Consider the following 21,459-nt stretch of genomic DNA (forward strand, 5'->3'; position numbering starts at 1 on the left):
CAAAACGCTCGGCTGGGATACCCCAGCCGAGCGTCTGCGTGATCTAATCACCACCAACTAACAGCGGTGTTGCGTCGACCCCTTGAAACCGCCCAGAGGTCGGGGGCCTTTCCTGTGGACGACTCGTGCTCGGTTCCGGCGGTGGGAACCACCGGAACCACGCACGGGCAGCGTCAGCTACGCAGCGACGCCGGCGGGTTGAAACGCTCGCCGTACTTGGCGGCGAGCTCCTCGGCGCGCTTGACGAAGCCTTCCTTGCCACCCGGGTAGCCGACGATGTACTGCGCGACACCACCGGTCCAGGCCGGGAAGCCGATACCGAAGATCGAGCCGATGTTGGCGTCGGCCGTGGTCTCGAGAACACCCTCGTCGAAGCACTTCTGGGTCTCGATCGCCTCGGCGAAGAGCATGCGGTCGATCAGATCCTGCAGCGGCACATCGAGCGTCGCCTCGGTCTTGTAGTGATCGCGCACGCCCTGCCAGATGCCGAGCCGCTTGCCGTTCTCGTCGTACTCGTAGAAGCCTGCCTTCTCGAGACGACCCGGACGGCCCTGCTCGATCATCCAGTCGACCACGTCGAGCGCGGGATGCCGCGTGGTACCGAGCTTGGTGTCGCCCTGCTTGGCGGCCTCCTCGGTCTCCTTCGCGATCTTCTGCATGAGCTTCATGTTCAGCTCGTCGGTCAGCTGCAGCGGCGGCGCCGGGTACCCGGCCTGCGAACCGGCCTGCTCGATCGTCGCGGGCTCGATGCCCTCACCGAGCATGGCGATGGCCTCGTTCACGAAGGTGCCGATCACGCGCGAGGTGAAGAATCCGCGGCTGTCGTTGACGACGATCGGGGTCTTGCGGATCGCGAGCGTGTAGTCGAACACGCGGGCCAGAGCCTCGTCGGAGGTCTTCTCACCCTTGATGATCTCGACGAGCGGCATCTTGTCGACCGGCGAGAAGAAGTGGATACCGATGAAGTCCTCGGGACGCTTGACCCCGGCCGCGAGACCGGTGATCGGCAGCGTCGAGGTGTTCGAACCGAGCAGCGCGTCGGGATCGACGATGTCCTCGATCTCCTGGAACACCTTGTGCTTGAGCTCGGTGTTCTCGAAGACAGCCTCGATGACGAAGTCGACACCCGCGAAGTCGGCGGCGTCGGCGGTCGGCTTGATGCGGTCGAGCAGAGCCTTCGACTTCTCCTCGGTGGTCTTGCCACGCGAGAGCGCCTTGGCCTCGATCTTCTCCGAGTAGTTCTTGCCACGTTCGGCAGCCTCGAGGGTGACGTCCTTGAGGACGACCTCGTAACCGGCCTTGGCGGAGACGTAGGCGATTCCGGCACCCATCATGCCTGCACCGAGAACGCCGACCTTCTTGATCTCACGCTTCGGCACGTCCTTCGGACGCGAGGCACCCGAGTTGATGGACTGCATGTCGAAGAAGAACGCCTGGATCATGTTCTTCGCGACCTGGCCGGTGGCGAGCTCGACGAAGTACCGCGACTCGATGGTCGAGGCGTTGTCGAAGTCCACCTGCGAGCCCTCGACCGCGGCAGCCATGATGGCACGCGGAGCCGGCATCGGAGCGCCCTTGATCTGCTTGCGCAGGTTCGCGGGGAAGGCCGGGAGGTTCGCGGCAAAGGACGGGTTGGAGGGGGTGCCACCGGGGATCTTGTAGCCCTTGACATCCCACGGCTGGACGCCGCCCTCGGGGTTGGCCTTGATCCATGCCTTGGCGGCCGGGACGAGCTCCTCGACGCTGCCCACGACCTCGTGGATCAGGCCGATCTCCTTGGCCTTGACGGCGTTGTACTTGTTGCCCTGCAGCAGAACCGAGAGCAGGGCGGTCTGGATGCCGAGCAGTCGCACGGTGCGGGTGATGCCACCCCCACCGGGAAGCAGGCCGAGGCTGGCCTCGGGCAGTCCGATCTGGACACCCTTGACGTCGGCAGCGATGCGGTGATGGGTCGCGAGAGCGATCTCGAGGCCACCGCCGAGGGCGGCACCGTTGATGGCTGCGACGACCGGCTTGCCGAGGGTCTCGAGGCGACGCAGGTCGGCCTTGATGCCCTGGACCTCGTCGAACGCGGCCTGCGCGTCGTCCGGGCCGATCTCGATGATGTTGCGCAGGTCGCCGCCGGCGAAGAAGGTCTTCTTCGCGGAGGTGATCACCACACCGGTGATGGAGTCCTGCTCCTCGTACAGGCGGTCGACGGTGGCCTTCATCGACGCCTTGTACAGCTCGTTCATCGTGTTGGCGCCCTGGTTGGGATCGTCGAGGGTCAGCACGACGATGCCGTCGGCGTCCTTCTCCCAGGAAATCATGTTGTCGCTCACTGTTTTTCGAATTCCTTCCGGTGTCAGACGCGCTCGATGATGGTGGCCACACCCATGCCGCCACCGATGCACAGGGTGACGAGGGCGCGCTTGGCTCCGCGACGCTCGAGCTCGTCGACCATGGTGCCGGTGATCATGGCGCCGGTGGCGCCGAGCGGGTGACCCATCGCGATGGCGCCGCCGTTGACGTTGAGCTTCTCGTCCGGAATGTTCAGGTCCTTCTGGAACTTCAGGACGACGGAGGCGAACGCCTCGTTGATCTCGAACAGGTCGATGTCGTCGACCGTCAGGCCCGCCGCGGCGAGAACCTTGTGCGCTGCCGGAGTGGGGCCGGTGAGCATGATCGTCGAGTCGGCGCCGGAAGTGGCGGTCGCGACGATGCGGGCACGCGGGGTCAGACCCAGATCCCTACCGGCCTGCTCGGAACCGACGAGCACGAGTGCCGCGCCGTCGACGATGCCCGAGCTGTTGCCGCCGTGGTGGACGTGGTTGATCTTCTCGACGAAGTGGTACTTCTGCAGTGCCACGGCGTCGAAGCCGCCCATCTCGCCGACACCCGCGAACGACGGCTGCAGCTTCGCCAGACCCTCGAGGGTGGAGTCGGGACGCATGTGCTCGTCGTGATCGAGGATGGTCAGGCCGTTCTGGTCCTTGACCGGGACGACCGACTTGGAGAAGTAGCCGCCCGACCAGGCTGCCGCCGCGAGCTGCTGCGAGCGCAGAGCGTAGGCGTCGACGTCCTCGCGGGTGAAGCCCTCGATGGTCGCGATGAGGTCGGCAGAGATGCCCTGGGGCACCAGGTAGCTGTCGTAGTTGGTGGCGGGATCGAGCATCCACGCGCCACCGTCGGAGCCCATGGGGACACGCGACATGGACTCGACACCACCGGCGAGCACGAGCTCGTCCCAGCCGGAGCGGACCTTCTGCGCAGCCATGTTGACGGCCTCGAGGCCCGACGCACAGAAGCGGTTGATCTGGACGCCACCCGTGGTGACCGGCAGGTTCGCGATGGTGACAGCGGTGCGGGCGATGTCGGCGCCCTGATCGCCGACGGGGCCGACGACACCGAGGATCAGGTCGGAGATGCGGTTCTCGTCGAGATCGGGGAAGCGGACACGCAACTCCTCGATCAGGCCCGTAACCAGGGAGATCGGCTTGACGGAGTGCAGCGAGCCCGTCTTCTTGCCTCGGCCGCGTGGTGTTCGGATGGCTTCATAGATGAATGCCTCGGTGGTCACAGTGCGCAGGTTCCTTCCCGTGCTTGCGGAGCGACGGCACCCACGGCCCTGCAAGAGGGCCGCCGTGCCCAACCTCCCCTACGTTAGGAGCGGGGGGCCGCAGCGGTAAGGACCGAAGCGATCGGTGTCCGTGACCGAACCGAACCTGCGTGGGCACGCCCGCGGCGTGTCCGCCGCCCACAGGCCCGGTGCCGGACACAGCCCTCTCCGGCGCATCGAGGGAGAAGAGTGGGACGGCCGCGTCCCCGGATGCGGGTGCCGCGGGCCGGGGACCCCACCATCTCGCAGGCATGCGTCTGGCGGCCGGGCACCCGCTGACCGTGAACCACTACTCCGTGCGCTCGCCGAGCCCACGAGGCAGGGCGATGTGACACCGCCGGCACTCGGCCGTACCTCCACGTGAGCTCCGGACCGCTTCGAAGAGAAGGAATCCCACCCCGCCGGCACCGGCGCCCGAACAACGCCGACTACGGCGGATCGATCACCACCCATGCAACGGCACCGATGGTCTAGACCAGCAACGAAGCGGCCAGGAGAATCTACGGTGAACAGTTGGTACAGGCCGGAATTCGGTTACGCTGAGTGGGTGTCGGCAGTCGTTCGCGAAGGGCGGACCCTCAAGCACCAGATCGTCCGTCGCCAGGTCGAGGATCTCCTCGACCTGCTCGCCGTGGGAGATCATGTGCCCTCCGAACGCCACCTCGCAACCCGATTCGACGTCGCTCGCGAGACCGTCCGCCAGGCGTTGCGCGAGTTGCTCGTCGACGGACGGATCGAACGGCGTGGGCGCAGCACCATCGTCGCCGGGCCGAAGATCGTCCAGCGACTGATGATCGGTTCCTACGCAGAGGCGGCCCACCTCGAGGGACGGACCGCTGAGCGGGTGCCGGTGACGTGGACCGATCTCGTCGCCGACCACGAGCTCGCCGGCCGGCTCGGACTCGAGGCCGGAGACCCCGTCCTGGAACTCGAATGCGTCCTGGTCACCGACGGAGTGCACGTCGGTCTCGAACGTACCCACCTTCCCGCACAACGCTTTCCGTATCTTCTCCGAACGTTGGATCCGGCATCGTCTCCGTACTCTGCGATCCGCGCCTGCGGAGTCACCTTCACGCGTGCGGTGGAGAGAATCGAGACCACGCTGCCCGATGCCCGCGAGGCGGCACTGCTCGATGCCGACACCCGCACACCCATGTTGCTGCTGGAGCGGATCTCGTACGACGAGAACGACGCGCCGATCGAGCATCGTCGCTCGCTCTATCGCGGCGACCGGATGTCCTTCGTCACGACGATGACGCCTTGAGCGCGGCTTCAACCGGTCCCCAGCCCCGCATCCCGCGCACGCACGATCGCCGCCGCCCGGTCGGACGCACCGATCTTCCCCAGGACGTTCGACACGTGGTTGCGTACAGTCTTCTGACTGAGCACCAGGCGGCGGGAGATCGCCGCGTTGTCGAGTCCGCGCGCCACGAGATCGAGGATCTCTCGTTCACGTTCGGTCAGCTCCGGGAAAGCTGCCGCGGTATGGCGGGATGTCGCGATCGCGGCAAGCGCTTTCGCAGCGACGGATGCGCCGACGATCATCTCCCCCTCGGCCACCGCCCGAATCGCCCGTTCGACCCCCGACGGATCCGCTCCCTTGACGAGAAAGCCGGACGCCCCGGCCCGCAGGGATGCGACCAGAATGTCCTCGTCCTCGTGCATGGTGACCATCAGAATCCGCGTACCCGGCACCCGCCGGAGGATGCTGCGTGTCGCGTCGATCCCCGAGCCGTCACCGAGCTCGATATCCATGAGCACGACGTCGACCTCGGCGGTCACCACGTCGAGCGCCTCGCCGACCGAACTGGCCTGACACACCACCTCGATTCCGTCGAGGGTGCCGAGCAGTGCGATCATGCCGAGACGGAAGACGGGATGGTCGTCGACCACGGCAACGCGTACAACCTTGACATTGCTCATGATTCGCACCAGGGAAGTCGTGCTCGTACCACGACACCGCGCGGGTCGCCGGATTCTATGACCACCGTTCCGCCCACCTCACCGGCCCGTTCGCGCATGCTCTGTGTGCCCACGCCGACACGAGCGTCGCGCGCGAGTCCCTGCCCGTTGTCGGCAATATCTAGAACGAGCACGTCACCTTCCGCTGCGGCCCGCACCGTGCATTCACCGGTGCCGGAATGCCGCCGCGCGTTGATGATCGCCTCGGACACGATGCCGTAGGCGGCCCATGCGATCGGGCCGGACATCCCCGCGGGAAGGTCGGTCTGCAGATCGACACGGAATCCCGCGCGGGCGTGCGTTGTCACGAGTTCGTCGAGCGCTGCGGTGAGACCGAGTTCGTCGAGTACCGGAGGCAGAAGACTGCGCGACAGCTCACGGACACCGTCGACCTGCCTTTCCAGTTCACGAAGCAGTTCGTCCACGAGTTCGGCCGCAGCTTGCGGGTCGGTGATGACGAGGTTGCGCGCGCCCTGCAAACCGAGCCGCACCCCGGCGAGTGACGGCCCGAGCCCGTCGTGCAGTTCGCGGCGGATGGTACGGCGTTCCTCGAGCCGGACCTCGATGAGGCGGCGGCGGGCCTCTTCGAGATCCTCGGCCGACCGCAACACCACGAGCCCGGCGTCCACGACGGTCGCGAGTTCGGCGAGTGCCCGCCTGCTGCGTGCACCGAGGGCTTCTCCCGGAGGGGCCGTGACGGCAAGGGTGGCCGCACCGGATCCGACCGGCACCTCTTCGACGGACCCCGAGGCATTCCCCCAGCGTGCGAGCACCTCGCTCCCGCGCCGCACCTCGACCGATTCGAGACGCAGCGCGGTACCGATGCCGGCCGCGAGTTCACCCAACAGCAGGTCGGGAGAATCGGCACCGGCGAAGTGCCGACCGAGGATCCGCACCGCACGCACCGGATCGACTCCGTCGCCGTGGACGAGACGATGCACTCGCCGACCGAGCCACACCCGCACGGGTTGCACAGCGAGGGCCACGGTGGTCGCTGCGACGGCCTGGGCGAAAACCGATTCGTTCGGGAGCACCAACGAGACCGCGACGGTCACCGCGAGATAGCCGGTGACGAGCACAGCGGTGAGACTGCCCGCGAGCGCGGCGCGTCCGACCGCGAGATCGATTCCCCAGAGTCGTTGGCGCAACACGACGGCGAGGATCGCGACCGGATAGAAGGCCTGCGTCGCGAGGTGGAGCAGAGGTGTGAGCATCCACGGCACATCCGGCACCGCCAGCGGGATGTACGAGGCGGTCATGAGCGCACTGCCGAGAGCGAGCCATCCCATCCCGGATCGTTCGGCCACAGGGGCGTGACGACGGCGCCACTCGACGTGTCCGGCGGTGAGGAAACCCACGGCCACAACGGGTCCGACGAACCAGGCGTCGGTGATCTCCGTGAACGTGCGCGCCCAGAAGAACCAGGCGATCGTCACCGCGCCGGCAGACACCCCTGTTCGGACGAGGGTGCCGGCGGGACGATCGCGGACGAGCCACGGCACCACCAGGAACAACGCGAGCGTCCCCGGAATCCAGGCCGTGTTCTGCAACGGCCCGAGGAAGCCGACGGGCAGTTCGGGGCGTACGAGAGCGAGCTCGGTCCAGCTGTACGACAGCGCGGCCAGGCCCACCCCGATCGACGCGACGGCCAGCAGGATCGGAACCGCATGGACCCGGCGGGCGAGGATCACGCCGGCGACCGTCCCGTAGACGGCGGCACCGACCACGTCCACGAGGAAGAACAACTGGTCGGAGTCGAGCACGGGACGGGCCGCGACGAACACGACGACGGCCGCGACGGCGAGCAGCCAGGAGGCGACAGCCACGACGGCGGCGGGTACCGGAGCTCCGGTACCCGCCGATCCGTTCGCCGTGACTGTTTCCTTCATGGTGCGGTGAGTATGCACCGCCGGACCGTCCGGAGTGGCGCTAACGCGAGCGCCGATCCGCGAGGGCGAATCCCACCCCTGCGACCAGGACCCAGAGCGGACCGGTGAATCCCGCCATGTACTGCAGCGGGGAGATACCGAGGAGCAGCGTGAGCCCACCGAGAACGACGCTTGCCCAACCGATCCAGCGAGGTGCCGCGCGGTGGCGCAGTGCCGCCACCGCGACCGCGACGCCGCTCACTCCGGCACCGACCCACAGCCACGGGATGGTGCCCATCCAGTGCGAGGCGAAGACCGCAACCTCGGGCACCATCCGATCGGTGTCCCCGAGGCCGAACAGCAGCTCGGTGTCGAGGCCGGTACCCATGAGTGTCGCGACCGAGGTGAGCACGAGCCCGAAGGCCGCGACCGTCGGCACGAGGCTGAACTCCGGAGTGCCCGGGCGCAGTCGGCGCTGCAGTCCCGCGGCGAAGACGAGCAGCAATGTCGTCGACACCATCAGCGTCAGGTGCATGACGAGCATGGCCGTGCGCTCCCCGGCGAACGCGGTCATGATCGCCACGGCGTTGCCGGCGGTGCGCTCGTTGTACGCGGCACTCATCGCCATACTCGCCTGGATGCCCACGACGCCGGCGAGTCCGGCGACCGCGCCCGTCCACGCCCAGATCGAACCGGGACCACGAGGGTCGGGGGTGATCGGCGTGAGTGGTTCGGTCTCGGTGCCGAGAGTGTTCATGGTGGTCCCTTCGGATCGTTGCGACGCCCTGCGCGTCGTGGAACGAACGATCCGGCGCCCGGTGTCCCGGATTGAAGGGACGACTGTCCCGTCCTGCCGGGACCACAGTTCGCGCTCTCCCGGGCACGCGTCGTGAGCCGACGACGAACGAGAGTGCGGACGCGGATATTCCGTGGCGGACGAGTCCGCGTCGTCGACAATTCGCTCAGGGATGGCGGGTGCGGCGCTCGTCCGCTGGACCGAGCATCGTCGGCTCCACGAACTCGGCTACCGGATCCTGACCCTGCCGGAACGACCGGGCCTCTGAAGGAGGGACCCGGTCGCTTCCGTCGGAACACTCGCCTTCGTCAGAACACCAGGACCGCGAACACGGTGGACAGGATCAGTCCCGCCATCACCGGCAGGAAACACTTGCGGGCGAGATCCAGAACGGGCACCCGGGCGAAACCGGCCACCGCGACCAGCGAGGACCAGGCGATGATGACGCCGCCACCCGACCAGATGTTGCCCATCTGACCGATCGCCGCGAGCGTCGACGGGTCGACGTCGACGGCCGGACCGAGTGCGCCCGACAGGGCGCCGGTGAGGGGCAGTCCGCTGAATCCGGAACCGTCGAGCCCCGCGACCACACCGATGAGCAAGATGCCGAAGGACGTGACGAAGGCATTCTGCGGCAGGTGTTCCTGCACGGCGGTTACGAGGTCGAACAGGATGGCCGGCCCCGTGGCATCGGCGGGCAGGCCGAGAATCGGACCCGCGAAATCCGGATTACCGATGAAGAAGAAACCTGCGATCGGCAGGACACAGCCCATGGCTTTGAACGCGAAGACCAGACCGTCGACGAGGTGGTCGGACGTCGTTTCGAGGAAGCCTCCGCGATCGGTCGACGCCGCGGCGGCGAACAGGATCAGCGCTGCGATCCCGCCGACGATCGCAGCGGCCTCACCGCCCTGCAGTGGAGGCACCACCTCGGTGAACTTGCCCAGCATCAGGTAGACGATGAAGGCGAGGTAGGCGAGCGGAACAAGCATCGCGAACGCCTTCGCGGTACCACGGCGCTCCTTCTCGGCGGCGGTGTGGCGCTGGTCGTCGACCGGTTCGGACGGCGCCACGAGCACCGCCGTCGCCGTCGCCGCCTGCTCTCCACCGCTGTCGCTGGGGCCACCGGCAGGTTCCGGCCGACGCGGAGGACGGGAACCGCCCCCGTCGCCCGAGGAGTCGTCGCCACGGGTGTCGCCGATGCCGCGGTCGGCTTCGGCCTCCCACTCGACGAGGAGGTCGGGGGACGGCGCGCGCCAGTGACGCTTCTGCACGAAGTAGGTGATCAGCAGAGCCGTGCCGCCGACGATCAGGGACAGAACCATGGCCTTGTCCGCGACGGCGTCGGCCTCGACGCCGGCAGCCGATGCGGAGATGCCGGGCGCCACCTTGATGATGTAGTCCGAGGACAGCGCCATGCCCTGACCGCAGATCGCAATGACCATCCCCACCGAGAGCGGGGACATGCCTGCGCGGATCGCAACGGGGATGAGAACCGCGCCGACGAGAGGCACCGCCGGAGTCGGCCAGAAGAACAGCGAGATTACATACGTCACGGCGGCGAGGACGAGGAAGCTGCTGGTGCCCGCACGCATGACGCGTCGGAACGGCGCGACCATCATCCGGTCGGCACCGAGGTGCCGCAACGCCCCGAGCATCGCCGTGACCATCGCGATGATGAGAAAGATGTTGAACAGTTCCTTCGCCGCGACGAGGCTCGCGTTGAAGATGGAAGACAGTCCCGTGACGATGCTGCCCGAGAACGTCAGTGCGGTGAGGAAGGTTGCGACGACTGCAGGAACGACGATGTTCTTCCGCAGGGCCATGGTGGCCAGGATGACGAGGATGCCGGCCAGGTAGACCCAGTGCGCGGCGGTGAGTTGTGCGTCCAAGGCGATTCCTTCGACAGGGCTGAACGAGTCGGGCTGTGTTCGTGGAGAGTGAATGGGAATTCGATGTATTGGGGGAACTTTCCGCTACGGCCCGCACTCGGTCAACGAGAACGCTGCACAGCGCCCGCGACGCCGGCTGTGCACTGTGTTCCACTTTTGCGATTTCGTGTCCACGAGGGGATCGGATGTGAAAAATTGCTACGCACATGTGTCGCGCGCTCGCCGCCACCTTCACGATGCCGCCGAATGTGCACTCTGCACCGGCTCGTCCGGATCCGATGTGCACCTCGACACCGCGATGGCGATGCGTCCGACGGCAGCCCAGTGCGAAAGTGGTTCGACGGTACGAACCGTGCCGTGCAGTTCCTCGAGGTTCCGGAGAGTTCGATGACCACTCGCACCGATACACCGGCAGCGCCGGTATCCGAGACGGATACGGGCACTCCCCTGGCCCTGTCCGCACTGCTCGCCGGAACCCTCGTCGGGACATTGAGCAACAACATCATCAATGTCCCACTGCCACAGATACTTTCCGACTTCGACGCAAGTCTCGAAGACGGCGCACTCCTGGCCGTCGGCTTCCTTCTCACTTTTGCTGCGGCAATGCCCCTTGCGGGGTATATCGGTGACCGATACGGTCGGCGGCGCGTCTATTGCGGCGCCCTGCTCGGCACCGCGATCTGCGCTGCCGGAGCGGCAACGGCGCCGAACCTGGAGATCCTCGTGGTCTGGCGCGCCCTCGGCGGAGTTGCGGCCGCGGCTTTCGCGCCGGCCGTCATGGGCCTGATCGCCTGGCTGTTCGGCGCGCACCGACGCGCACGTGCGGTGAGCGCATGGGCCACCGTGAACGGACTCGGCCAGGCCATCGGCCCCACCCTCGGCGGTTTCGTTGCGGGACATTGGGGTTGGCGATGGGTTTTCGTCCCTATGATTCCGATTGCATTGATCGGGCTCGCCGGGACGTTGCGCTGGATCCCGATCTTCCCCGGACGAAGGATGGTCCTCGACGTGCCCGGTGCGATCGCACTGACACTCGGTTCCGCCGGAGTCGTGCTGGGGCTGAGCATGTTCGGGCAGGCAGGTGTTCCCACGTCCATTGCGGGAATCACGGTGGGGATCTCGATCGTCGTACTCGCCGGTTTCGTTGCGCACTGCCTGCGCGTGTCCGGGCCCTTCGTCGACGTCCGGTTGCTGGTCGAGAGCAGGTTCGCGCGGAGTGCGGCCGCCGCATTCGCGCAGATGTTCTGCCTGGGCGCGGCCCTGCTGGCGGTGCCGCTGCGGTTGCACGCGACGGGTGCGTCGACAGCCACGGCCGGGGCGATCCTGTTCGCGCTGCCCGCGGTCATGGCGGCCCTCGCACCGGTCGTCGGCCGCACCGTCGATCGTGTCGGCGGGCGGCGGATGTTGCGGGCGGGACTGGTAGTGCTGCTGGTCGGGCAGATCGCGCTCGCCGTCATCCTTTCGGCGGACGAACCGCGACTGTGGCTCGTGGCGACCGTCCTGGCGATCACCGGTGCCGGCATCGCCGCGGTGCAGACCCCGGCGGCGGCCGGATCGACCCGCTCCCCTGCGGGTGAGCGCGGGACGGGGCTGGGGGTGTTCAACCTGATCCGTTTCGGCGGATCGGCCGTCGGGGCGGCGTGGGTGACCATCGCGCTCGGTTCGTGGACGGTGGGGCCACTCTTCGCAGTGTGCGCCTCGGTCGTGTGCGCGGGGCTCGCAGCGTCGTTCCTGGGGACGGACCCCGAAGAGCACGCAGCGACCGACCCGGATTCGACCGTTCTCAGCGGTAGTTGATCTCGTTCTCGACCGAGGTACTCAATCGGTCGAGAAGCTCGAGACGGACGGCGAGCCAGGCCGTGAACTGGTTCTCCGGTAGACGGACGTCCATCGCCATCGCGCGGGAGATCCGGTCGAGCTTCGACAGCATCGTGTTGCGGTGTACCGACAACTCCCGCGCCGCCGCGTTGACGTTCCCACCGGCAGCGAGATAGGCCAGCAAGGTGTCGTAGAGGTCGGTACCCGGTTTGAGCGCCCCGAACACGTCGCCGACGAACCTGCGGCTGCGGTCGGTCTCCGCAACCGGCTCGAGCACGCCGTAACCCCGCAGATCGCGGTACGCCACCGAGCCCGACATCCCGAGCCGCTGCCCGATGCCGAGCGCCACGCGGGCCTGCCGGTAGCTCTCCCGGATCTGGTCCGCGCCGACGGCCGGAGCACCGTGCGCGACCGGCACCGGACGTACACGCCGGCGGGACAGATCCTGCGATACCGCGTCGGCGTACTCGGCCATCTCGAGTTCGATGTCGCGCGGGTCGCGGTAGCGGAGCGACCGCACCACCACCAGGACGTCGCCGATCACCGTGACGTAGGAGCGCACCGAGGGATGGGGCAGGACGCTGGCCGCGTACCGGGCCAACCGCAGCAGTCCGCCGGATTCGTCGCCGCCCGAACCTGCCGGGTTCTTCCCGTAGCCGGGTGCGACGAAGACCGCGAACGTAGAGACAAGGTCGATGTCGTGGTACTCGGCTCGGGCCTGCATGTCGTGCTGACTGGTGAAACTGCCGTGCACCAGCGCCTGCACGAAATCGCCGCGGGCCCGTTCCTCGGCCTCGTCGACGCTGCGTTGCCGCAGCATCTCGGAACCGATGATCGCGGTCGCCTGTTCGGTGACGACCGCATGCTGGGCCAACTCGTGCGGTCCCGGCGACGTCCCCGTGGCGAGAACCACCACCCATCCCTCGAACCGTTTGCCGAGCCGGATGGTGCTCGCCGTGCACGTCCAGCGCGCGCCTCCGACGACCTCCTCCAGCACACGGGTGTCGTGGTGCGCATGACGATCCGCGGCCGTCACCGTCGACAACTGCTTGTGCAGGATCTCCGAGATCTCTTCCGCCCGAGCAGCATCGATCCCGTGGAAGGCGACGGCCTGACCGCGCGCGTCGAGTGCGATCGCCGGATGCTGCGCGAGGGCGGAGACCTCCTTGACGAGCAAGGTCAGCCCCGCGCCGCGGTGCAGCAGACCAGCGAGGGTCGAATGCACGTGCGCGGAATAGCGCATGACGTGCACTTCCTGCATCAGCGACCGCTCGGCGAGCAACCGGTTGAGCGCCGCGAATCCCACGGGCAGGTCGAGTTCGATCACCACCGGCCCCGAGGGCCAGGACACGTCGGCCGGTACCGCGCCGTCGACGACGAACGCCGCGATGTCCCGAGCCGCGAGCGCGGACAGGGCGTGTGCGCTGTCGGCAAGCGACTCCGGCCGCATGTACACGGCGACACCGGTGAGATCGTCGAATCGGCCTACGACCTCACCGAACGGCAACACCCAGATGAGCGCCCGGTCGAGATCGGCTCCCCGCTCGACGACCCGGGCGCCCGTCATGAGCGGTTCGTCGAGCAGGCCTCGGACAGTCAGGCGCGGACTCGATTCCATATGGACCTGCTTCCCTCGGGAGTGTCGGACTGCCCGCACGAGACGAGTCGCCCGGCACCGTGGCGGTGTGCACTTTCTACACCAGTTACCAGAGTCGTAGGGCCCGGACACACATGCACTGTGTACACCGGATCCCGAAAATGACGGTGATCTTGACCGTCCCCATCGGCGCCCGGCCCTGTTAGAAATGAGCCACGCCGGACGCACCGCTTCACCACTCCGGCACCCGCCGACACTTCAGCGACGCGGCATCGGCGGGAGGCACACGGATCCCGACGCGGACCGGGAATCGTCCGACTCTCCGACCCGACTTCGAAAGTGGAGACCAATGCATCGAATCCACCGCATCACCCTCGACGACGCGCTCCCCCTGCTCGCCGCCGGCCGCGCGAAGGCCGAGGAGATCGGCGTGAAGCAGACCCTGTGCGTCTGCGACGAGAGCGCGAATGTCATTGCTCTGCACCGACTTCCTGGCGCCCGTCTCACCGGCGTCGAGATCGCCATGGCGAAGGCGTTCACCGCCGCCGGCCACGAGCGAGCCACCCACCTGTTCAACGAAGGGCCCAACGGACCTGCCCTCCCCGGAAACGAAGCGTTCGGCATCAGCCACATGCTCCCCGGCAAGTTCGCCATCTTCGTCGGCGGCTTCCCCCTCGTCTACGACGGGCAGATCGTCGGTGCCGTCGGCATCAGTGGCGGCAACGGTGAACAGGACAAGGCGGTCGGAGCCGCCATGATCGCCGAATTCGAAGCCCTCACCTCGGCACTCAACGCTTGATCGCAGTCCGCACGAAACTTCTCCTCGAAAGGCATCATCATGACCGCATTGCTCGGACGCGACGAGTTCCGCACCGCACTCGAAGACGCCATCAAGGGACGCGAAGCGAAGGACGCATCCTTCAGCAAGGCGTGGGCCGAGGGCAAGCTCGAGAAGCACCATTTCGCCCGGTGGGCCGAGAACCACTACCACTACGTCGGCCCCTTCGCCGACTACCTGGCGAACATCTACTCCAACACCCCCGATCACTACACCGACGCCAAGGACTTCACCCTCCAGAACATGTACGAGGAGGAACTGGCCGACATCCGGCACACCGACCTGCTCATCAAGTTCGCCGAGGCGTGCGGCACCACGAAGGAACGCGTCGAGGATCCGAACAACATGAGCGCGGTCACGCGCGGTCTGCAGGCGTGGTGCTACGCGGTATCCCAGCGTGAGCACTTCGTCGTCGCCACTGCGGCGCTGGTCGTGGGCCTCGAATCGCAGGTGCCGAGCATCTACAAGAAGCAGATCGTCCCGCTGCGCGAGGTGTACGGCTTCACCGAGGACGAGATCGAGTTCTTCGACCTGCACATCACCTCGGATGTGGTGCACGGTGAGCGCGGCTATCAGATCGTCCTCGACTGCGCCGACACCCCGCAGCTGCAGCAGCGCTGCCTGCAGCTCGTCCGCTGGGGAGCGGAGATGCGCTTCTCGTACACGAAGGGCCTGTACGACACCTACGTCGCCCCCGACCTGGAGCCGGCATCCGCCTGATGCGATGCGCGGGAGCGGAGGTCGCTCGCGGCTTCCGCTCCCCGTTGCACACGAGCGAAGGAGAAGCATGTCCACCGAAATCAGAGGCAGCGGGACCACCGGCACCGGCGCCGCAGCGGAGTCCCCTGCCTGGGTCGCCGTCGCCACGGTCGAAGAGATGACGCGTCGCCGCAAACTCCGCGTGGAGGTCGACGGTCTCGCGATCGCACTGTTCCGTGCGAACGACCGCATCTACGCCTTCGCCGACCTGTGTATCCATCAGGACCGTTCGCTCACGAAGGGCACCCTCCTGCACGGCCGGGTCATCTGCCCCGGCCACCAGTGGCGCTTCGATCTCGAGACCGGATACGAAGAGGACCAGGACCTCTGTCAGCCGGTCTATCCCGTCCTCGTGCGCGACGAAACCGTCCTCGTCGACCCCACCCCGCGTCCGGCACCGGCCGAATCCGGAAAGGATTGCACTGCATGACCGTTCGCACCGTAGTCACAGTGGGCGCCGGTCAGGTCGCCGCCGTCACCGCACGGACCCTGCGTCGCCGCGGCTTCGACGGGCGCATCGTGCTGCTCGGCGACGAGCAACACGCCCCTTACCAGCGCCCGCCCTTGTCCAAGGAATTCCTCGCGGGTCGCGAAGGAGTCGACTCCCTCGCACTGCTGACCCGGAAATGGCTCGACGCCAACAGCATCGACATCCGCACGGGTGTATCGGTGCAGCGCATCGACACCGCGCGTCGCACCGTCGAGTTCGACGGCGGCGAGATCGCTGCCGATGCGATCGTCCTCGCCACGGGTGGACGTCCCCGTACACTCGCCACCACCGGATCCCGGCCTGATCTCGTCCACTACCTGCGCACGCTCGACGACGCGACCGCCCTCGCCGCCCGCCTGACCCCTGGATCCAGTCTCGCGATCGTCGGCGGCGGTTTCATCGGACTCGAGATCGCCTCGACCGCACGCTCTCTCGGTGTGACGGTGACGGTTCTCGAACAGGCCGGACATCTGCTCGGAAGCATCCTCGGCGAGCAGGTCGGCCGGCACTGCGCGGATTTGCACCGCCGCAACGGTGTAGACCTGCGCACCGGCACGGGTGTCGCCTCGGTGACCACCTCCGATCGCGGTGTGCGGATCGAGACCACCGGCGGAATCGTCGAGGCCGACGCCGTGGTCATCGGTATCGGGATCGTCCCCAACACCGGCGTCGCGGCGGTGAGCGGACTCGCTGTCGACGGTGGGATCGTAGTGGACGTCACCGGACGCACCACGGTCGAGAACATCTACGCAGCAGGTGATGTCGCGAAGCGGTTCTCCCCTCGCGAAGGCCGCCACATCCGCGTCGAGCACTTCGACAACGCGAACCGCCAGGCCGCGGTCGTCGCCGACACGATCGTCGGACGGCAGTCGCTCTCCGACGACCCGCACTGGTTCTGGTCCGATCAATACGACACCAACATCCAGTTTGCCGGATCAACGTCCGGAACAACCGAACTCGTCGTCCGTGGCGATATCGACAGTGGAGAGTTCTCGGTCTTCTACCTCGCCGGCGATATCCTTACCGCCGCGTTCGCGATGGACCGCGGTGAGGACATCATGGCCGCCCGCGAACTCGTCGGCCGCCGGGTCGACGCAGCGCTGCTCGCCGACGAGGACACCGATCTGTGGGAGATGTACGAGGAGGTCGAGCCCGCATGACGATCACCGGCCTGAACCACATCGACGGCAACTGGGTACCGGCGGTCTCCGGTGCAGTCTTCGAACGTCGCAATCCCGCCGACGAGACCGACCTGATCGGCACCTTCCCGGACTCCGACGCCATCGACGTCCGCAACGCCGTGGACGCACTCGACAAGGCCGCGCCCCAATGGGCCGCGACGCCGCCGGAGCGTCGCGCCGCGATCCTCGAAGCGGCCGCCGACCATCTCACCGCACGCTCGGCCGAACTCGTCGACGAACTCATCCGCGAGGAGGGCAAGACCCGGGCCGAGGCGTCGATGGAGGTCAGCCGCACCCCCACGAACCTGCGGTTCTACGCGGGTGAAGCACTGCGCGCCACCGGTGCGACTTTCCCGGCGCCGGGCTCCACGACGATCTACACCGTGCGCGAACCGATCGGTATCGTCGGTGCGATCACGCCCTGGAACTTTCCGCTCAACATCCCCTCCCGCAAACTCGGGCCCGCACTCGCCGCCGGCAACACGGTGCTGTTCAAGCCGTCCGAGATCACCCCGCTGATGGGACAGCGACTCGTCGAGGCCCTGTTGGCCGGTGGTCTGCCACCGGGCGCGATCGCCCTCGTCCAGGGCAACGGGAAGGCCGGTGCGGCGGTGTCCGCCGACGAGCGGATCGCGGCGGTGACCTTCACCGGGTCCACCGAGGTCGGACGCGCCATCCACCGCAACGTCGGTCCCGACCGACGTGTGCAACTGGAGATGGGCGGCAAGAATCCCGTCGTCGTCCTGGCCGACGCGGACCTCGACGCGGCGGCCGCACTGATCGTCAAGGGAGCTTTCGGATTATCGGGCCAGGCGTGCACCGGCACGAGCCGTGTCATCGCCGTCGAAGCGATCCACGACGAGCTGCTCGAGAAGGTCGCCGAGCGCACCCGCGCACTGCGGGTAGGACCCGGTTCGGGTGCCGCCGTCGATGTCGGCCCGCTCGCAAGTAGCGGCCAGCTCGACAAGTTCCTCGAGTACGTATCCATCGGCACGGACGAAGGCGCACGTCTCGTGTGCGGCGGCGTGCGGTGCGACGGGGAATCGCTGCGAGACGGATTTTTCGTGCGACCCACCGTCTTCGCGGACACCGCCCCGGGGATGCGCCTGCTCACCGACGAGATCTTCGGCCCGATCCTGGCTTTCCAGCGCGCGGGCTCCTTCGACGATGCCCTGACCCTGGCGAACGACACCACCTTCGGACTCAGCGCCTCCGTCGTCACCCGGAGCCTCTCGGACGCACAGCGTTTCATCGCCGGGTCGCGGACCGGACTCGTCAAGGTGAACCAGCCCACCACGGGAATGGCCATGAACGCGCCGTTCGGCGGCTACAAGCAGTCGAGCACGCAGACCTTCAAGGAACAGGCCGGCCCCACGCTCATGCAGTTCTACCAGTCCGAGAAGACCGTCTACCTGTCCCCCGACGCCTGATCGGCGAAGACCCCACACATGCCTGGAGGAAAGACCATGGAGTTCAAGCGAGTGGCCCGATCCGGGCAGGTGCCCGAAGGCATCGTCCGCCGGTTCTACGCCGACGACTACGAATTCGCCATCTCCCGCCTGGACGGAAAAGCGTACGCGACATCCAACTACTGCTCACACCTCGACTGCCTGCTGTCGTCCGGCAAGCTCGTCCAGGACGGAATCGGATGCTCTTGCCACGGAAGCGCATTCGACCTCGAGACCGGGGAGCCGATCTGCCCGCCGGCCACCGAGCCCATCAAGACCTATCCGTGCGAGGAACGCGACGGGGAGATCTTCGTCGGGATCGACCCCGCCGAGCCCCCGGAAGGACCCCGTCGACGCCGGATGCGGTCGGCATGACCCGGCACGCGACACGAGCGGCGACGCTCGCGACCGGGGGCATGGTCGCGTCGAGTCATCCGCTCGCAAGCCAGGCCGGGGCCCGTGTCCTCGCCGAAGGCGGCAACGCGGTCGATGCTGCCCTGGCGATGGCTGCGATCACGTGGCTGACCCTGCCCGGGCAGTGTGGCATCGGCGGCGATGCCTTCGCGGTGGTACGCGAACCGGACGGATCCGTATGGACCGTAAACGGCAGCGGATACGGTCCCGACGGCGGCACTCCGGATTTCTACCGGGAACGGGGACTGGACGCGATCCCGCTCGACGGTGCCCTCGCGGTCGCCGTGCCCGGTGCGCCCGCTGCGCTTGCCCAATTGCATCGTCGAGGGGCCAGTCGGCCGCTGCCCGAATTGTGGGCACCGGCTGCGCGCATCGCCGAACGAGGGCTGCCGTGCTCGGCGAAGACCCGGGCAGATGTGCAAACCGCAGCGCATGCGGTCCGCAAAGATGCAGGACTTGCCTCGGTCTACACCCCGCACGACCGGATCCCATGCGTGGGTGACGTCCTTCCCCAACCCGATCTGGCCCACACGATCCGGACCCTTGCCGACGACCCGGGATCGTTCTACACCGGCACGCTCGCCGAACACTGCGTGGCTACGCTGCAGGAAGGCGGAGCACCGTTCAGCGGCGACGAATGGCAGGCCGCGGCAACGGTGGACGCGGAGGCAGCGCTCACCGGCACCTATGCAGGTCACGTCGTGCACCAGACCCCGCTCCCGACGCCGGGGTGGATGATGCTGCACCAGGCCGCCCTGTGCGAAGGCGCGCTCGGCACGCATCCCGTGCTCGGTGCGGCGGCGATCGACCGGATGGCCCGCGCGGCCACGGTCGCCTTCGAAGACAGGCTCCGCTGGTCCTCGTCCGACAACGACGGTGTCTCCCGGGTGCTCGACCCCGCGAACATCGCAGCGGGTCGCGCGCGGCTCGACAGGCGTGCACCGGCCGCCGCGTTCGCCGTCGCCGCCGGGGACACGACCTCGTTCGTTTCCGTCGACGCCGACGGGCGAGCGGTGTCGTTCATCCATTCCCTGGCGTTCACCTTCGGAGCGAAGCTCACAGTGCCCGGGACAGGCATCGTCCTCAACAACCGGCTCGGACGTGGCGCCTACCTGATCGACGGTCATCCGAACGAGATAGCGCCGCGCCGCAAACCCCTGCACACACTCAACGCGTGGATCGTCACCGACTCGGCAGGCGAGTTACGGCATGTGGGCAACACTCCCGGCGGGGACGGTCAGGTGCAGTGGAACATGCAGTTGCTGTCCCATCTGCTCGACCACGATCTCGATCCCCAGGAGGCGGTGTCGGCACCTCGCTTCACCGTCTTCCCGGGCTCGGATGCGAACGTGCTCGGCGAGCCGACCGCGTTGCGGATCGAAGGCGACGTTGCCGACGGCGTGTGCGACGAACTGCGCGAACTCGGCCACCAGGTGGAGGTGCTCGAACCGCTGGGCGCCGAGGGCAGCGCGCAGGTGATCTCGATCGACGACCGCGGAGTGCTGCACGGGGGTAGTGATCCGCGACAGGAAGGGGTGGCTCTCGGTGTCGAATGATGTAGGTGCGCAATCCGTTGCACCACGACCGCAAGGGCGGTACGTCCCGGCCGTGCTCGCCGGCGGCACCGTCCGCACGGCGGGAATGACGCCGCGACGCGAAGGTGAACTGATCCTCACCGGGCGGATCGGTGCGGAGGTCGGCCTCGACGAGGCCCGTACCGCTGCGGCCGTCGCAGTGGGCAACGCGCTGGCAGCGATCCGCGCGATCCTACCGGAGGGCACATCCTTCCGGCCGGTCGAGATGATCGTCTATGTCGCGAGCGCGCCCGGCTTCACCGATCTGTCGGTGGTCGCGGACGGTGCGTCGGACGTGATCGAACGCGAACTCGGTGTGAACGCGCTCCCGGCACGCACCGCTGTCGGCGTCCACACCCTGCCCGGTGGAGCGCCGCTCGAGATCGCGCTGACCGCCGTCACCATCTGACAGGGCAGCGGCAACCCCCTCAGTTCCTCGACGCGATGTCCTCGAGTTCTGCTGCCAGATCGACACTCTCGTACGGTCGCTGCCATTGATGGACTCCCGCGCCCTGCGCGTAGGAGAGATGTCCGCCGAGAGCGCCACCGATACCGACGGCACCGAGACCGATCAGAGTCCAGGCCGTCCCACCTCGCGCGCGACCGGCACGGCGCTTGCGATAGGACATGGCCATACAGATCGCCCCGATCGCGTTCGACACGGCGTGCACCGCACCGACCCGGCGCCGAGGGACATCAAGGACGGAGAAGTCGGCGTAGCCGGTGATCACGGTCGGGACGGTTGCGGCCAGTCCGAGGGCGACGAGTTTCCGGGATGCGTCCCGCTGCCCGGGCATCGCGTCCAGCACCGCCGCCGACACCCACGATCCGATCGGAATCGTCACGAGCAGAGGATGGACGGGGTGCCCGAGCCAGGAACCTCGGAGCAGATTGTCGACGGCAGAGCCGTCGAGGACTCGCCGTATGCGCTGCGCGACGCGCTCGGCGGGTCGATCCACCACGTCGAAGGATTCGACTGCGCGCAGGAGTTCGTGCAGGTTCATGAGGAGGCGATACCCGTCTGCCATATATACGAATCGCGTCCATCAGATCGACGGGGCAATTTCACCGCAGAATCGGCGCTGATCCCTCGAACTTCCTCGACACCTCCCACTCTGCTTCAACTGGATTCAGTCGCGCTTTGTGGTGGTCGAGTTGAAGATCGGCCGGTTCGAGCTCGCGACACCCCACACCGACGGAGATACCCCAGACCTGACGCTGTTC

General features: G+C 67.3%; 19 protein-coding genes. 11 read left to right on the top strand and 8 right to left on the bottom strand.

The features are described from left to right. Positions 1-173 precede the first annotated feature (173 nt). Positions 174-2,321 (bottom strand): 3-hydroxyacyl-CoA dehydrogenase NAD-binding domain-containing protein, encoded by a 2,148-nt coding sequence (locus ABZ789_RS20440; protein WP_358427713.1) that lies wholly within the window; start codon positions 2,319-2,321, stop codon positions 174-176. 23 nt (positions 2,322-2,344) lie between these two features. After that, a complete protein-coding gene (locus ABZ789_RS20445; protein ID WP_358427715.1) occupies positions 2,345-3,559 on the bottom strand; it encodes an acetyl-CoA C-acetyltransferase in 1,215 nt (404 codons plus the stop codon). Positions 3,560-4,145: 586 nt separating this feature from the next. Between ABZ789_RS20445 and ABZ789_RS20450 the strand changes: the two genes are divergently transcribed. After that, complete coding sequence (locus ABZ789_RS20450) at positions 4,146-4,862, top strand: GntR family transcriptional regulator (RefSeq protein ID WP_358427717.1); 717 nt, start codon at positions 4,146-4,148, stop codon at positions 4,860-4,862. An 8-nt stretch (positions 4,863-4,870) separates the two neighbouring features. Here ABZ789_RS20450 and ABZ789_RS20455 read toward each other — a convergent pair whose 3' ends face one another. The 3 genes from ABZ789_RS20455 to ABZ789_RS20465 are packed head-to-tail and all read right to left on the bottom strand — an operon-like array spanning position 4,871 to position 8,185. Beyond that, on the bottom strand, positions 4,871-5,521 hold the full coding sequence (locus ABZ789_RS20455; RefSeq protein WP_358427719.1) for a response regulator transcription factor: 651 nt from the start codon (positions 5,519-5,521) through the stop codon (positions 4,871-4,873). After that, positions 5,518-7,449, bottom strand: a complete 1,932-nt coding sequence (locus ABZ789_RS20460) for a histidine kinase (protein ID WP_358427721.1) — start codon at positions 7,447-7,449, stop codon at positions 5,518-5,520. The genes ABZ789_RS20455 and ABZ789_RS20460 overlap by 4 nt, the downstream gene beginning before the upstream one ends. Positions 7,450-7,489: 40 nt before the next feature. Next, positions 7,490-8,185, bottom strand: a complete 696-nt coding sequence (locus tag ABZ789_RS20465; protein ID WP_358427722.1) for a hypothetical protein — start codon at positions 8,183-8,185, stop codon at positions 7,490-7,492. Positions 8,186-8,357: 172 nt separating this feature from the next. Here ABZ789_RS20465 and ABZ789_RS20470 point away from each other — a divergent pair, with 172 nt between their 5' ends. Next, on the top strand, positions 8,358-8,492 hold the full coding sequence (locus tag ABZ789_RS20470) for a hypothetical protein (protein WP_358427725.1): 135 nt from the start codon (positions 8,358-8,360) through the stop codon (positions 8,490-8,492). A gap of 40 nt (positions 8,493-8,532) precedes the next feature. Here the strand turns inward: ABZ789_RS20470 and ABZ789_RS20475 are convergent, their stop codons facing one another. Further along, entirely contained in the window at positions 8,533-10,116 is a 1,584-nt protein-coding gene (locus ABZ789_RS20475) for a hypothetical protein (RefSeq protein WP_358427728.1), read from the bottom strand. 324 nt (positions 10,117-10,440) lie between these two features. Here ABZ789_RS20475 and ABZ789_RS20480 point away from each other — a divergent pair, with 324 nt between their 5' ends. Then, positions 10,441-11,913 carry an MFS transporter gene (locus ABZ789_RS20480; protein ID WP_358427731.1) on the top strand — a complete coding sequence of 491 codons (1,473 nt, stop codon included), beginning with the start codon at positions 10,441-10,443 and terminating at the stop codon, positions 11,911-11,913. Here ABZ789_RS20480 and ABZ789_RS20485 read toward each other — a convergent pair. Continuing rightward, positions 11,900-13,552 carry a helix-turn-helix domain-containing protein gene (locus tag ABZ789_RS20485; RefSeq protein WP_358427734.1) on the bottom strand — a complete coding sequence of 551 codons (1,653 nt, stop codon included), beginning with the start codon at positions 13,550-13,552 and terminating at the stop codon, positions 11,900-11,902. The genes ABZ789_RS20480 and ABZ789_RS20485 overlap by 14 nt on opposite strands. A 328-nt stretch (positions 13,553-13,880) precedes the next feature. Here ABZ789_RS20485 and ABZ789_RS20490 point away from each other — a divergent pair, with 328 nt between their 5' ends. From ABZ789_RS20490 to ABZ789_RS20525, 8 genes are all read left to right on the top strand, one after another. After that, positions 13,881-14,330, top strand: a complete 450-nt coding sequence (locus tag ABZ789_RS20490) for a heme-binding protein (protein ID WP_358427737.1) — start codon at positions 13,881-13,883, stop codon at positions 14,328-14,330. A gap of 39 nt (positions 14,331-14,369) precedes the next feature. After that, positions 14,370-15,089, top strand: coding sequence for an iron-containing redox enzyme family protein (locus ABZ789_RS20495; RefSeq protein WP_358427740.1), 720 nt, complete (start codon positions 14,370-14,372; stop codon positions 15,087-15,089). 67 nt (positions 15,090-15,156) lie between these two features. Then, positions 15,157-15,558, top strand: coding sequence for a Rieske 2Fe-2S domain-containing protein (locus tag ABZ789_RS20500; protein WP_358427743.1), 402 nt, complete (start codon positions 15,157-15,159; stop codon positions 15,556-15,558). Further along, entirely contained in the window at positions 15,555-16,778 is a 1,224-nt protein-coding gene (locus ABZ789_RS20505; RefSeq protein WP_358427746.1) for an FAD-dependent oxidoreductase, read from the top strand. The genes ABZ789_RS20500 and ABZ789_RS20505 overlap by 4 nt, the downstream gene beginning before the upstream one ends. Further along, positions 16,775-18,229, top strand: coding sequence for an aldehyde dehydrogenase family protein (locus ABZ789_RS20510; RefSeq protein WP_358427749.1), 1,455 nt, complete (start codon positions 16,775-16,777; stop codon positions 18,227-18,229). Before ABZ789_RS20505 ends, ABZ789_RS20510 begins: the two co-directional genes overlap by 4 nt. Positions 18,230-18,265: 36 nt before the next feature. Further along, entirely contained in the window at positions 18,266-18,622 is a 357-nt protein-coding gene (locus ABZ789_RS20515; RefSeq protein WP_241387279.1) for a non-heme iron oxygenase ferredoxin subunit, read from the top strand. Further along, on the top strand, positions 18,619-20,217 hold the full coding sequence (locus ABZ789_RS20520; protein ID WP_358427752.1) for a gamma-glutamyltransferase: 1,599 nt from the start codon (positions 18,619-18,621) through the stop codon (positions 20,215-20,217). Before ABZ789_RS20515 ends, ABZ789_RS20520 begins: the two co-directional genes overlap by 4 nt. Continuing rightward, positions 20,207-20,644, top strand: a complete 438-nt coding sequence (locus tag ABZ789_RS20525) for a RidA family protein (RefSeq protein ID WP_358427755.1) — start codon at positions 20,207-20,209, stop codon at positions 20,642-20,644. The genes ABZ789_RS20520 and ABZ789_RS20525 overlap by 11 nt, the downstream gene beginning before the upstream one ends. A 19-nt stretch (positions 20,645-20,663) precedes the next feature. On the opposite strand, the gene ABZ789_RS20530 is transcribed toward ABZ789_RS20525, so the two are convergent. Beyond that, complete coding sequence (locus tag ABZ789_RS20530) at positions 20,664-21,239, bottom strand: DUF2231 domain-containing protein (protein WP_358427758.1); 576 nt, start codon at positions 21,237-21,239, stop codon at positions 20,664-20,666. Positions 21,240-21,459 lie beyond the last annotated feature (220 nt).

Source organism: Rhodococcus sp. NPDC047139 (assembly GCF_040643435.1).
GTDB lineage: Bacteria > Actinomycetota > Actinomycetes > Mycobacteriales > Mycobacteriaceae > Rhodococcus.

Coding starts and splice junctions, on each gene's coding strand:
- ABZ789_RS20530 (WP_358427758.1), bottom strand. CDS start 21,239: ATGAACCTGCACGAACTCCTGCGCGCAGTCGAATCCTTCGACGTGGTG.
- ABZ789_RS20500 (WP_358427743.1), top strand. CDS start 15,157: ATGTCCACCGAAATCAGAGGCAGCGGGACCACCGGCACCGGCGCCGCA.
- ABZ789_RS20490 (WP_358427737.1), top strand. CDS start 13,881: ATGCATCGAATCCACCGCATCACCCTCGACGACGCGCTCCCCCTGCTC.
- ABZ789_RS20515 (WP_241387279.1), top strand. CDS start 18,266: ATGGAGTTCAAGCGAGTGGCCCGATCCGGGCAGGTGCCCGAAGGCATC.
- ABZ789_RS20485 (WP_358427734.1), bottom strand. CDS start 13,552: ATGGAATCGAGTCCGCGCCTGACTGTCCGAGGCCTGCTCGACGAACCG.
- ABZ789_RS20510 (WP_358427749.1), top strand. CDS start 16,775: ATGACGATCACCGGCCTGAACCACATCGACGGCAACTGGGTACCGGCG.
- ABZ789_RS20455 (WP_358427719.1), bottom strand. CDS start 5,521: ATGAGCAATGTCAAGGTTGTACGCGTTGCCGTGGTCGACGACCATCCC.
- ABZ789_RS20460 (WP_358427721.1), bottom strand. CDS start 7,449: ATGAAGGAAACAGTCACGGCGAACGGATCGGCGGGTACCGGAGCTCCG.
- ABZ789_RS20495 (WP_358427740.1), top strand. CDS start 14,370: ATGACCGCATTGCTCGGACGCGACGAGTTCCGCACCGCACTCGAAGAC.
- ABZ789_RS20520 (WP_358427752.1), top strand. CDS start 18,619: ATGACCCGGCACGCGACACGAGCGGCGACGCTCGCGACCGGGGGCATG.
- ABZ789_RS20505 (WP_358427746.1), top strand. CDS start 15,555: ATGACCGTTCGCACCGTAGTCACAGTGGGCGCCGGTCAGGTCGCCGCC.
- ABZ789_RS20465 (WP_358427722.1), bottom strand. CDS start 8,185: ATGAACACTCTCGGCACCGAGACCGAACCACTCACGCCGATCACCCCC.